The sequence below is a fragment of the Desulfovibrio sp. 1188_IL3213 genome (assembly GCF_036763145.1).
Lineage (GTDB): Bacteria > Desulfobacterota > Desulfovibrionia > Desulfovibrionales > Desulfovibrionaceae > Desulfovibrio.
This window is the reverse complement of record NZ_JBAIYR010000041.1, coordinates 1-11,837: the sequence shown is the minus strand read 5'-3', so window position 1 is coordinate 11,837 and position 11,837 is coordinate 1. Positions and strand designations below refer to the sequence as shown.

Annotated in this window: 11 protein-coding genes and 1 pseudogene; 5 read left to right on the top strand and 7 right to left on the bottom strand. The window is 57.9% G+C overall.

The window, feature by feature from the left end:
• A partial coding sequence (locus tag V6C16_RS03865; protein ID WP_333542785.1) for an FmdB family zinc ribbon protein occupies positions 1-177 on the bottom strand: 177 nt, incomplete at its 3' end.
• 2 nt (positions 178-179) lie between these two features.
• Positions 180-812 carry a D-sedoheptulose 7-phosphate isomerase gene (locus V6C16_RS03860; RefSeq protein ID WP_333535786.1) on the bottom strand — a complete coding sequence of 211 codons (633 nt, stop codon included), beginning with the start codon at positions 810-812 and terminating at the stop codon, positions 180-182.
• Between the two features lie 125 nt (positions 813-937).
• Between V6C16_RS03860 and V6C16_RS03855 the strand changes: the two genes are divergently transcribed.
• The 3 genes from V6C16_RS03855 to gatB are packed head-to-tail and all read left to right on the top strand — an operon-like array spanning position 938 to position 5,009.
• Entirely contained in the window at positions 938-1,807 is an 870-nt protein-coding gene (locus tag V6C16_RS03855) for an NAD(+)/NADH kinase (RefSeq protein ID WP_333535785.1), read from the top strand.
• Positions 1,804-3,549 (top strand): ARMT1-like domain-containing protein, encoded by a 1,746-nt coding sequence (locus V6C16_RS03850; RefSeq protein ID WP_333535784.1) that lies wholly within the window; start codon positions 1,804-1,806, stop codon positions 3,547-3,549. Before V6C16_RS03855 ends, V6C16_RS03850 begins: the two co-directional genes overlap by 4 nt.
• Positions 3,550-3,575: 26 nt before the next feature.
• Complete coding sequence (gene gatB / locus V6C16_RS03845) at positions 3,576-5,009, top strand: Asp-tRNA(Asn)/Glu-tRNA(Gln) amidotransferase subunit GatB (RefSeq protein WP_333535783.1); 1,434 nt, start codon at positions 3,576-3,578, stop codon at positions 5,007-5,009.
• A 197-nt stretch (positions 5,010-5,206) separates the two neighbouring features.
• Here the strand turns inward: gatB and V6C16_RS03840 are convergent, their stop codons facing one another.
• The 3 genes from V6C16_RS03840 to mqnE all read right to left on the bottom strand — a co-directional run bounded on the left by V6C16_RS03840 (position 5,207) and on the right by mqnE (position 8,493).
• Positions 5,207-6,055, bottom strand: coding sequence for a menaquinone biosynthetic enzyme MqnA/MqnD family protein (locus tag V6C16_RS03840; protein WP_333535782.1), 849 nt, complete (start codon positions 6,053-6,055; stop codon positions 5,207-5,209).
• Between the two features lie 153 nt (positions 6,056-6,208).
• Positions 6,209-7,354 carry a cyclic dehypoxanthinyl futalosine synthase gene (gene mqnC, locus V6C16_RS03835; protein ID WP_442886179.1) on the bottom strand — a complete coding sequence of 382 codons (1,146 nt, stop codon included), beginning with the start codon at positions 7,352-7,354 and terminating at the stop codon, positions 6,209-6,211.
• Positions 7,351-8,493 (bottom strand): aminofutalosine synthase MqnE, encoded by a 1,143-nt coding sequence (gene mqnE, locus V6C16_RS03830; protein WP_333535198.1) that lies wholly within the window; start codon positions 8,491-8,493, stop codon positions 7,351-7,353. The genes mqnC and mqnE overlap by 4 nt, the downstream gene beginning before the upstream one ends.
• Before the next feature lie 84 nt (positions 8,494-8,577).
• Between mqnE and V6C16_RS03825 the strand changes: the two genes are divergently transcribed.
• Positions 8,578-9,435, top strand: a complete 858-nt coding sequence (locus V6C16_RS03825; protein WP_333535197.1) for a 1,4-dihydroxy-6-naphthoate synthase — start codon at positions 8,578-8,580, stop codon at positions 9,433-9,435.
• A gap of 207 nt (positions 9,436-9,642) precedes the next feature.
• Here the strand turns inward: V6C16_RS03825 and V6C16_RS03820 are convergent, their stop codons facing one another.
• Entirely contained in the window at positions 9,643-9,939 is a 297-nt protein-coding gene (locus V6C16_RS03820; RefSeq protein WP_333542783.1) for a hypothetical protein, read from the bottom strand.
• Positions 9,940-9,946: 7 nt separating this feature from the next.
• On the opposite strand from V6C16_RS03820, the gene V6C16_RS03815 reads away from it, so the two are divergent.
• On the top strand, positions 9,947-11,389 hold the full coding sequence (locus V6C16_RS03815; protein WP_333535196.1) for an MATE family efflux transporter: 1,443 nt from the start codon (positions 9,947-9,949) through the stop codon (positions 11,387-11,389).
• A 59-nt stretch (positions 11,390-11,448) separates the two neighbouring features.
• Here the strand turns inward: V6C16_RS03815 and V6C16_RS03810 are convergent.
• A pseudogene (locus V6C16_RS03810) lies at positions 11,449-11,837 on the bottom strand (histidine kinase); the annotation flags it as partial.

Here is an 11,837-nt window from a genome sequence, read left to right as displayed (position 1 = left end):
GCCGCCGGACGTGGGCGCATAGTCGCCCTGCTGGGAACCGCCGTGGCGGGCGCAGCAGGACATGAGCTTGTGGGTTGCGTGAGAGCCGCAATGCGGGCAGGCCGGAGAAGTATCGTCAAAAACCAGTTCTTCAAAATCCCGGCTGCATTTTTCGCAACTGTACTCATAGATGGGCATGATCAATCCTCGTTTACGGTGTCTGCGTGCAAATAGGGCGCAAGTGCCGCCACATTTTCAAAAAGATAATAATCAGTCAGCTGGCACAGTAAATGTCCGGCAGTAATATGGATTTCCTGTATAAGAGGCGTGCTCGGGCTTGCTACGTCCACAAGCATGTGACAGAGCGGGGCCATGCGCCCTCCGCCTCTGCCCGTGAAGCCCAGCGTGAGCATGCCGATGCGCCGGGCAGCCTCAAGGGCGGCCAGCACATTGGGGCTGTTTCCGGACGTGGATATGCCCACAAGAATATCTCCCTTGCGACCCAGCGCCTCCACCTGACGCGAAAATACCTGGCTGAAATCCAGATCGTTGGCGATGGCGGTAAGGGCCGAGGTGTCGGTTGTAAGGGCCAGGGCAGGCAGGGCGGGCCTGTCCATAAGAAAACGGTTTACAAATTCCGCCGCAAGATGCTGCGCGTCCGCCGCGCTGCCGCCATTGCCGCAGAGCAGAATTTTTCCGCCCTGCGCCAGGCAGGCTGCCAGACGCAGGGCGGTTTCCCGCAGCATGGGCGCTTGTTCCGCAAAAAAACTTTCCCTCAACCGGGCGCCGTCGCGCGCGTGGGAGGTTATAATGTCAAGAGCGCTGTCGTTCATGGCTCACGCGGCCTTGTTGTTGGATTTTGACCAGGAAGGTTCTGTTCATATGTCAAAGCGTCGGCCCTGACAAGCAAGGCCGGCGGGCTTGCGATAAGAGCCTTGATAACGTAAATTGTCATCTTATGCAAAATCAATACAAGCGCCACATTCTACTGGTCTGCAAGGCCCGCCACGAACGCGCCGCCCGGTTGGGTGAAGAAATCCGCTCGTGGCTGGAAGAGCGTGGTCACAAAGCACATCTGGTAGAGGCCGGGCAGGATTTGTCCCTTTGCACGGGTACCCTTGACTTTGTTGTGGTGCTTGGCGGCGACGGCACCATGCTCGGCGTAGCCCGGCGTCTTGTGGGCAACAATGTGCCGGTATTGGGCATCAATTTCGGGCGCGTGGGTTTTCTTACAGATGCCCAGCCGGAAAACTGGCAGGAAAAGCTTGCCGAATGCCTGGAAGGACATGAGCCGGTTCGTGCCTGCATGGCGCTCAGCTGGTCGCTTGCGCGCGACGGCGAAGAGATTCAGGCAGGGGCGGCGGTCAATGACGTGGTCGTCAGCCGTGGCGCGCTGTCCAGGCTGGTTTGCCTTGATATCCGGGTTGACGGGCTGCATATGGGGTCGTTGCGCAGCGACGGCATCATACTGTGTACGCCTGTGGGCAGTTCGGGCTACAGCGTATCAGCAGGCGGTCCGCTTCTTTATCCTTCAATGGACGCCATCGGCTTCACGCCGGTGTGTCCTTTTCTGAATACAATCTCGCCCATGGTTTTTCCCGGATCGACAGACATAGAGCTTCAAATTTTGCGTGGTTCCACAGACTGTTATCTTACGGTGGACGGTCAGGAAGGCCACAAGCTGGAAAAAGGCGATCTTGTGCGCATTTCCGGCCTGCCCGCAGCGGTGCGCTTTATGGGAGAAGGCACATGCTTTTTCGAGCGCCTGCGAAGCCGGGGTTTTGTTTTGCAGGGGGCTGTGGACAACTGCACGGGGGAAATGTCGTGAACAAGGCTCTTGCGCCGGCAAAGGTGTGCGATATCCGTCTGGGGCAGAATGTCCGCTTTGACGCATGGCTTTACAGCATGCTTATGGATAACAATCTTGCGTACCGCATGAATCCCGATATCATAGCCAGTCCGGAACAGATGGCTTTTATGCTGCATATGGATCAGGATCAGGTGTATTTGCCCTGCTCGGACGCAACTTTTTTAATGCTCTGTGCCGACGCCCCTTCAGCCGAACTGCGCAACCAGTATAACCGTTCATGGCGCATTATCACGCGTCTGGTACGCTCGTTTGTGCCTGACAAGGTGCAGCGGCGGCGCATTTTGCAGTTTTGCCGCTACCGGTTTTCCCAGTACATCGGGCAGCATACCCTTATTCCTTCGCGCCTTGTCAAACGCATGACCAGCCTTGTGCTGGCCCAGGGCCATATGACGGACGATCCGTGGGAAGGCCGCCGCCGCGAATCCACCCTCTGCCAGCAGGAAATGCTGGCCCTGCCAGAAATTCATGACAATCTTGAGGCCATGCCGGGCGGACCCGTACCCAGGGGAATTTCCATAGCGCGTCGCAGTATGGACTATGTGGAAATGGCGCGGCTGCTCTGTCTTTCGGCCATGTCCCGGGACTGGCTTGAAAAGCCGCCCTCGGGCGAAGAAGCGCGCAGGGCCATGGAAGAAGCCCAGACAAACTGCGAAAGTCTGCGCCTTTATTTTGAGGCCAATGCCGGACGTTCCGGCACGGTGCTGTTTTTGTGCGACGCTGATGGTGGTGTTCTGTTTGACCTTGTTATGGCGCAAAGCCTTATCCGCATGGGCCACAGGGTTATTTTCGCGGTGAAGTCCGGCTTTTATTTTTTTGCGCCGACGCTTGATGATGTGGAAACAGACCCGTCGCTCAGGCCCTGGCTGCGAGGCGGCATAGTGTTGCGCCAAAACAAGCTGAGCAAGAACGACCTGCTCCGCCACCTGCGTGAGCACCGGCTTGTGGTGATCGGGGACGGTACACGTGAAAGGCTTAACCTGTACCGTGTGTCGGTCACGTTTTCACGGGCCTGGAAAGAGGCGGACCTGATCCTCGGCAAAGGTTGGCGCGCCGCGGACGTGCTGCTGGGAACCAGCCAGGAGTTCACGCGCGATATTGTCTGTTACTGGCGCGACAGCAACGGCTTTCATATCAGGTTGCGCAAACACGCCCGAGGGGCGCGTAAATTCAGTGAAGACGCCATTGCGGCCCAGGCCGAACATATCATTGCGGGTATGCGTGAGGCCAAGGACCAGGGGCGGACCATCATGTTCTATAGCTGCGTTATCGGCAGCATACCCGGCGAGACGTCAACGGCCATCAGCCTTGTGCATGCTTTTGTAGACAATCTGCGTAAAAAAATGGATAATATTTTGATTATCAACCCCGCCGAGCATTTTATCGAAGGCATGGACGGGGATGACCTCATGTATATGTGGGAACGTGTGCAGCGCAGCGGTCTCATAGATGTGTGGCGTTTTCAGACTGTTGAAGATATTGAGGAAAGCTTCGCCCTTTTGGGGAGAAAGGTGCCTCCGCAATGGTCTGGAAAGGATTCTACCTACTCGACGGGCTGCACCAAAGAAATGCGCATCGCGCTTGATGTGCAGAGCAAAAACCGTGAGATGCAGCTCATCGGCCCTGAGCCCAGGCTTTTCTTCCGCAGGGGAGAATACGGGGTGGGCAAATATTTTGACGCGAGCATTCCTCATCAGAGCTGATTACTTTACAGGGAGTGAATTGACTTATGGCCGTCTATGAAGCCGTTATCGGCCTGGAAGTGCATGTGCAACTGGCTACGGCCTCCAAACTGTTCTGTTCCTGCCCGACCACCTTCGGCCAGCCTCCGAACTCCAATGTGTGCGAAGTCTGCTCCGGCATGCCCGGTGCGCTGCCCGTACCCAACGGGCAGGCCATACATTTTGCCACGCTGGTGGGTCTGGCTACAGGCTGCACCATCAATCAGCGTTCCATTTTCGCGCGCAAAAACTATTTTTATCCCGATCTGCCCGCAGGGTATCAGATTTCGCAGTTCGAGCTGCCCATCTGCGAGCACGGCCATCTGGATATTGAGGTGGACGGCGAGCGCAAAAGGGTGGGCATTACCCGTATTCATATGGAAAACGACGCGGGTAAAAACATACATGCCCAGGGAGAGAACCTCAGCTACGTGGACCTGAACCGGGCCGGCACGCCGCTGGTGGAAATTGTCTCTGATCCCGATATGCGTTCTGCGGCTGAAGCCGTGGCGTACCTCAAGGACCTGTATGCCATTGTCACCTATCTTGGTGTGTGCGACGGCAATATGGAAGAAGGCAGTTTTCGCTGTGATGCCAACGTTTCCTTGCGCCCCGTAGGGGCCAGGGAGTTCGGCACACGCACGGAGCTGAAAAATCTCAACTCGTTCCGCAACGTGCAGCGCGCTATTGAATGTGAAATGGCGCGGCAGCAGGATCTTCTGGACGATGGCGAAAAAGTCGTGCAGGAAACGCGCCTTTACGACGCGGTAAAAAACATAACCGCCTCCATGCGCAGCAAGGAAGAGGCGCACGACTACCGGTATTTCCCCGACCCGGATATCTTGCCCATAGAGATTTCCACATCGGAAATGGAGCGCTGGAAAGCCGAATTGCCCGAACTGCCCAAGGCCAGGGCGGCGCGTTTTGTGCAGATGACCGGTCTGCCTGCGGCGGAAGTTGAAGTGCTGGTGCAAAGCCGTGGTCTGGCGGATTTCTTTGAGGCCGCAGCCGGTCTTTCCGACGCCCGCAAAGCGGCAAATTTTATGCTTGGTCCGCTGTTGCGCGAATGCAACAGCCGGGGCGTCAGTGCGGCGGATCCGGCCGCATGGAACATGAAGCCCGAAGCTCTGGCGGAACTGGTGCGCATTGTGGACCAGGGACTGATCAGTTCCAAGATTGCGAATGATATTTTTGGCGACCTGTTTGAAACCGGCGTCATGCCGGAAAGTTATGTGAAAGAAAAAGGGCTTGTGCAGATATCCGACTCCTCGGCGCTGGAAGAGGCCGTGGATGCTGTTATTGCCGCCAACCCTGCCGAAGTGGAAGCCTACAGGGGCGGCAAGACCAAGCTTATCAGCTTTTTTGTGGGCCAGATCATGCGCGCCACCAAGGGCAAGGCCAATCCGGCTCTGGTCAACGAACTGCTGGCGAAAAAGCTGTAAATACCTCCATGCGCGGTCTGCGTCTGCACGGCCTGCATTGGTGTTGCCTGCGTTGATGCGGCATACTTTTATGACAAAGAGGCTCCCTGCCGTGCAGGGAGCCTCTTTGTCATATCTTGATGCCTTGTGCCGCGCTTTGGCCGGGTCGGGATCGGCCCGGGCTGACCGTATCTGGCGTACAGTTGGGGCGTGTCAGGCTACAGCCTGAAAAAATCCAGTCGGGGGGCAGCGGGGATCATCCCGGCGGCAGCCAGTTTTTCATAAAAGAGCATGAGGCCGCGCTGTTCTTCCTCACCCAGGCTGTAGACAAGCCCCTTGCTGTAGTAAAAGGCCAGTTCGTCCCTGTTCAGCGGGCAGCCGTGGGCTGTCAGGTCAAGGATCACATCCATATTGGCAAAGCTCCAGCTTCGCCCCTGCCGCAGCAGTTCGCCGGGGTCGCTGGCAAACAGGCCCGCGTCTGCCGCTGTACGGCTCACCACCCATAATCCGAAAATAAAAGGCAGGCCAGTCCAGTCACGCCATGCCTCGGCCAGGTCAAGGCGGTAGGGATAGTCCGGATGATTGCGCAGGCGCAGGGCCTCGTCGCCAATAGCCAGAAAGGCGACGGGCGGCTTGTCGCTGCGCACGGCGGGGGTGACCTGTCCGGTGGCATACCTGACATCAAGCTTGTAGCGGTCGCGCATGAGCAGCCGCAGCAGGGCCACGGAAGTGTGCGTTTCACCGCTGATGAGAATCTCTTCGCCGTCCAGCTGATCCAGGGGGACGCGCGAAAGCAGAAGCACGCTCATGACCGGCCCGCGCGAACCGATGGAAAGGTCTTCCACCAGATAATAGCGTTCGGGGCGGCTGGCGTATTCAAAGCAGGATGTGGATGAAACGTGCAGTTCGCCGCGAGCCATCATGTTGTTGAGCAGGGCGGGCGGACCGGATACCAGTTCAAAATCGTGGGGCAGCAGGCCCGCTTCCAGGGGGTGATAGATAGGCAGCACATTGAGATAGCCTATACGGCCCATGCGCAGTACCGGCTGCGGCGTGACGCTGGTCATGGCGATACCCCTTTTTGAGGTGGCGAGGTGGGCGAGGTGGGCGAGGTGGGCGGCGTCTGCCTCGCGCGCAACGCCGCAAAAATTCCACGCGGGAAAATTTGCGGGCGGCTGTCAAAATCCGCCCGCGGCTTATTCCCGCTGTGGTCAGCCCTGTTACAGATTTACGTCAGGCTGCGGTTCCACAGCCTTATAGTCCATGGTGCGCTGCACGGGGGTAAAGCCCGCAGCGCGGATAACCTTGTGGATGTCGGCCCGGTTCATGTGATAGGACACGCCTGCCGCAGCCACCACGTTTTCTTCGATCATCAGGGAACCGAAGTCGTTGGCTCCGTAGAAGAGCGCCAGTTGGGCCACTTGCGGTCCCATAGTTACCCAGGATGCCTGGATGTTGGGTACGTTGTCCAGCACAAGGCGAGAGACAGCCAGCAGGCGCAGATAGGCCGGGGCCGGCAGCGGGTTCACCTCGATGCGTGTGTGGGCGGGCTGAAACGTCCAGGGGATGAACGCGGTGAAGCCGTGCGTGCGGTCCTGAACCTCGCGCACCGCAAAAAGATGGTCCAGCCTGTGCGAAGCTTTTTCCTCATGGCCGAACATCATTGTGGCGGTGGTGCGCAGGCCCAGTTTGTGCGCCTCTTCCATAATGCCGAGCCATTGTTCAGCCGTACATTTGTTGGGCGAGACCTGGGCGCGTACGCCGGTATGCAGAATTTCCGCCCCGCCGCCGGGCAGGGAGTGCAGGCCCGCCTCTTTCAGGCGGCGCAGCACTTCGCTGACGGAAAGATTGAACTTTTCAGACCAGAAGAAGATTTCCGGTGGCGAAAAGGCATGAATATGCAGTTGCGGCCAGGTTTGCCGCAGCCAGCGCAAAAGGTCCTCATACCATTCCAGCGGCAGGTCGGGATGATGGCCGCCCTGAAGCAGTATCTGCGTACCGCCGAGGGCCAGGGTTTCTTCCACCTTACTGCTCATTTCATCCCGGCTTATGACGTAGCAGTCTTCGTGGTCCGGGGGGCGGAAAAAGGCGCAGAAACGGCAGGCGCACACACAGACGTTGGAGTAGTTGATATTGCGGTCGCCCACATAGGTGACCACGGGGTCCGGGTGCAGGCGCAGGCGCATGGCATGGGCAAGCTGCGCAAGCGTGTGCAGGTCGGCTTTGCAGTACAGGGTCTCTGCGGCGCTTCGGTCAAGCCGTTGGCCGGCTGCGGCCAGGGCGGCAGCTTCGCGCACATCGGTAAAGTCCTGATCTTGTCCGCCATGCGCGGCAAAGGGGCTGTGTGCGGGGATAAAGGTGCTCACTGGCGCGCCTCCGGACTGTCGGTATCATTGAGGGTGTTAAATGTGGCATTGCGGCGAACAGGCGTAAAGCCCGAGGCGCGGATGACATGCTCAAGCTCGGCAATGGTCATGCCCTGCGCCGACCGGGCGCCGGCCATATGGCCGATGCGCTCTTCAATAATGGTTCCGTCCAGATCGTCGGCGCCGTACCATAAGGCCAGGGGGGCCAGCTTATGCCCCATCATTATCCAGTAGGCTTTGAGGTGGGGAATATTGTCCAGCATAAGGCGGCAGACCGCCACCGTGCGCAGTTGGTCAAGACCGCGCTGCGGGCCTATTTTGTCTTCCGGCAGCTTGAGGCGGCTGTTTTCTGTAAGGAAGGGCAGCGGAATAAAGCAGGTGAAACCGCCGCTTTTATCCTGTTGCTCGCGCAGGCGGCAAAGGTGGTCGATACGGTGCTCGTAGGTTTCCAGATGGCCGTAAAGCATGGTGCAGTTGGTCTTTATGCCGAGGCTGTGCGCCTCGCCGGAAATGCGCAGCCATGCGGCGGCGTCGGCCTTGTGAGGGCAGATCTGCGGGCGCAGCTCCTCATCAAAAATTTCCGCTCCGCCACCGGGCATCATAACCAGCCCGGCTGCCTGAAGCCGCCGGAGAACCTCAAGGGTGCTGATGCCCTCAAGCCGGGAAAAATGCTCAATTTCCACGGCCGTGAAAGCTTTTACTGGCAAATTGGGGTTAAAGCGCCGCACAGCGCGAATCATGTCTTCAAACCACGAAAGAGGCCGCGTCGGATGGCAGCCGCCCACGATGTGCAGTTCGTCCAGGTGCAGCGGGGTAGAGTCCGCGTCGCGCAGACGGGCCAGCACGTCATCAAGGCTCAGGGCAAAGGCGCCGGCCTCGTTTTCCTCATCCCGCCGGAAGGCGCAAAAGGTACAGCCGTTAACGCAGACGTTGGTATAGTTGATCTGCCGGTTTACCACGTAAAAAGCCTTGTGCCCGTGCAGGCGGCAGCGCACATGCAGGGCCAGCGCTCCTACGGCGGTAATATCAGGGCAGCGGAACAGGGCAAGGCCGTCTTCAAAGCTCAGCCTTTGCCCTGAAAGCACTTTTTCATGGATGGACGAAAGGCCCAGTGCGGCGTAGTATGCGGCGTCTAACATGATGAAATCCTGTGGGGTTGATTGGGCCGGAAAGGCCGAAAGCAGAGTAGGCCGCCCGCCGCAAGCTGTCAATGTGAGGAATCCATGTCTTCAGTTTTTCCGCAAACCAGTTTTCAGTCCTTGGGACTGGGGCTTTCGCCCTGTCCCAACGATACATATATTTTTCACGCCCTGCTGCACGGTCTTGTTCCGGCCCCGGCTGCCCTGAAAGCCCATATGGCCGATGTGGAAGAGCTGAACACCCTTGCCCGTCAGGGGGAGCTTGAGGTGACAAAGCTTTCCCTCGGTGTGGTGGCTGAAATTATGGATAATTACGCCCTGCTGTCTTCCGGGGCCGCTCTTGGCTGGGGATGCGGGCCGCTGGTTGTGGCGCGAAAAAAACTCTCGCCCCAGGAGTGGAAAAACGCCACGGTGGCTGTGCCGGGCTTGTTGACCACGGCCAACCTTCTGCTTACCTTGCATGGCGGTTTTCAGGGACCACGACGCGAAATGCTTTTCAGCGACGTCATGCCCGCTGTGGCGCGCGGCGAGGCGGATATGGGGCTTGTCATCCACGAAGGGCGCTTTACCTACGAAAAGCTTGGCCTGACAAAAGTGCTTGATCTGGGCCAGTGGTGGGAGAGCGAATTCCGTCTGCCGCTGCCGCTGGGGGCCATTGCCGTACGTCGTGATGTGCCGCTGGCGCTGGCCCGGCGCATACAGGGGGCCATTACCGGCAGTCTGGCCCACGCCAACGCGCACCCCGAGGCATCACGGGAATATGTGCGGGCGCATGCACAGGAAATGGCTGACAGCGTGACGCAGGCGCATATCAAGACCTTTGTGACGAATTTCAGCCTTGACCTCGGAGCCGAAGGACGTTCGGCCATTGAGCATCTTGTTGGCCGGGCTGCGGCACTTTCGGGCAAAAAATTGCCTGTGGAAGGATTGTTCCTTCGCTGACAGGTGCTGAAAACAGGCCGCGTTTTTTACGGCAACCTGTCTGCAAGGGATGGGGCGTATGCGGCGTATGCGGCCGAAAGACGTGTGAACGGCCGAGGCTGTGCGAAAAATCAGGCGACAGGCGGCATGCCCCCGTATGGTGCTTCATCACGGAAGCCGCCGGGAAGGCTGAACAGTTTTTTCTGGACACGCCATCGCTTTGGCGTGTTACCAGCCTTGGCGGCGCACGCGGTAAAACATCCCATTAGAGCATACTTTGAAAAAGTGTAAATGCTCTAATGCTGCACGAAAGTGCAGCGCGCCACAATGTGGCGTGGGTTCAGCCGAAAATCGTATTTTTCGGCTGAATGAAAACTTTGAAAGGCGAAGCATTTCAAAGTTAATCTGCTCTAGAATTTGCTGTGCTGGCGCATGCGGCTGTGCCGCTTTCAGGCCGGACGTTTTCGTCTGCCGGATGTGCGGGAGTTCCGCCGTTGCGTCACGGACCACCTTCAACCCTATCATAACTCATATGTTTCAAAAGTATTTTTCTTTTTCAGAGGCCCGCAGGTTCTATGCCATAGGCTTGCCGATCTTTATTGCGCAGCTTTCACAAACCGGTATGACCTTTGTCGATACGGCCATGGCCGGGCAGTACAGCGCCGAGCATATGGCCGCTGTGGCCGTGGGCAGCAGCGTGTGGGTTCCCATTTCCTTGCTGGGCATCGGGTGCCTGCTGGCCTTGCCGCCTTTGAGCGCGCAGATGGTCGGTTCCGGCCAGCCCCAAAAGGCGGCTCACCTGCTGCGCCAGGGGCTGTGGCTTACTTTGGGGCTGAGCATCGTTTTGATGAGCTTTTTTTATACCATTTCCTGGAATATGGAGGCCTTTGGCCTGAAGCCGGAAATGGCGCGTATTTCCGGCGGCTTTTTGCGTGCTATTATGTGGGGACTGCCCGGCTTCATGCTGTTTGTGAACCTGCGCAGTTTTCTTGAAGGATTTGCCCGCACCCGGCCAGCCATGATCGTGGGCTTGCTTGGACTGACCGTAAATATACCCTGTAATTTTATTTTTATTTATGGCAAATTCGGCATGCCCGAACTGGGCGGCATTGGCTGTGGTGTGGCAACGGCCATAAGTTTTTGGTCCATGGCGCTGGGCATGCTTTTTTATCTGCACCGGGACGCGCAATGCGCCCATGTGCGCCCGCTGTTTAAGCCGCTTTGGCGCAAATGTAAAAATGTGGGAAAAAACGCCGCCAATGATGTGCATGACGCCTGCCTGCCGCGTTTTGACGCTCCCCTGATCTGGCGGGTTTTGCGTATCGGCACGCCAGGCGCTCTGGCACTGTTTTTTGAGGTTTCACTTTTCGCTCTCAGCGCCATTCTGCTTGCCCCTCTGGGAACCGTCATGGTGGCCGGACACCAGATTGCCCTCAATTTCGGATCGCTGGCCTTTATGGTTCCGCTTTCTCTCTGCATGACCGTGACGATCCGCGTGGGTCGCTGCCTGGGCGCGCAGGATCTGGAGCGGGCCAGAATGGCCGCGCGCACGGCCCTTGTGCTCAGCGTTGTTTTTGCCTTGATCATCGCTGCCGCCACCATAGTGTTTCGGCAGAACATAGTGCGCATCTATACGGATAACCCGGAAGTAACGGCTTTAGCCATACATTTGCTGCTTTTTCAGGCAGGCTATCAGGTGGTGGACGGCCTTCAGGTTACGGGGATAGGTATTTTGCGTGGATACAACGATACGCGCGTCATTTCCGTCATCTGCTTCATTGCCTATTGGGTCATCGGCCTGCCTTTGGGCTTCACGCTGGCGCGCACCGACATCATTGTGCCGTATCTTGGGGCTGAAGGATTCTGGATTGCCTATATCGCGGCCCTGGGTTTTGGCGCGTTGTGCTATCTTTCGCGGGTGCGTTTTCTGCACAGGCTTGCGCCGCAAGACGTGTTCAGCCGCGTAAAAAAATAAGATAAAAACGGCCTGTCCAGCGCCATGCCGGACAGGCCGTTTTCAAATGTCGGGGAAAATTATTGCTTGTGGCGGCGAGCCATCTTCCAAGTATACTTTATTACAGAAAGCAGCTCGTTGAGTCCCGGTTTTTTACTGAACAGGCCACTTGTTCCTTCGGTTTCACTCAGCGGCTCCAGCACCGGTTCCGCACTGTCTTCCTCATGTCCGTCCTGCGCCCGCGCTTGCTGCCGTGCTTCTGAAGGCGCTTGAGCAGAGCGTCCCTCTCCGTCCTGATTCAAATCTTGTCCCCATAAAGGGACAGGCACCGGAGGAGCAGCCGTGCCGTGAGTCTGCGTATCCCCTGAGCCAGATCGAGAGACGGCATCGGTTGTCTGCGGGCTGCCCGCTGCCCTGGCGGCTTCAGCCTGTTCGGCATTTTCACGCTGCCGCGCCGCTTGGCGCACGG

Bases quoted from the DNA above. Each gene is read 5' to 3' on its own strand.
- V6C16_RS03820 (WP_333542783.1), bottom strand. From the start codon at position 9,939: ATGATAGGGTTGAAGGTGGTCCGTGACGCAACGGCGGAACTCCCGCAC.
- V6C16_RS03860 (WP_333535786.1), bottom strand. From the start codon at position 812: ATGAACGACAGCGCTCTTGACATTATAACCTCCCACGCGCGCGACGGC.
- gatB (WP_333535783.1), top strand. From the start codon at position 3,576: ATGGCCGTCTATGAAGCCGTTATCGGCCTGGAAGTGCATGTGCAACTG.
- V6C16_RS03855 (WP_333535785.1), top strand. From the start codon at position 938: ATGCAAAATCAATACAAGCGCCACATTCTACTGGTCTGCAAGGCCCGC.
- V6C16_RS03815 (WP_333535196.1), top strand. From the start codon at position 9,947: ATGTTTCAAAAGTATTTTTCTTTTTCAGAGGCCCGCAGGTTCTATGCC.
- mqnE (WP_333535198.1), bottom strand. From the start codon at position 8,493: ATGTTAGACGCCGCATACTACGCCGCACTGGGCCTTTCGTCCATCCAT.
- V6C16_RS03825 (WP_333535197.1), top strand. From the start codon at position 8,578: ATGTCTTCAGTTTTTCCGCAAACCAGTTTTCAGTCCTTGGGACTGGGG.
- V6C16_RS03840 (WP_333535782.1), bottom strand. From the start codon at position 6,055: ATGACCAGCGTCACGCCGCAGCCGGTACTGCGCATGGGCCGTATAGGC.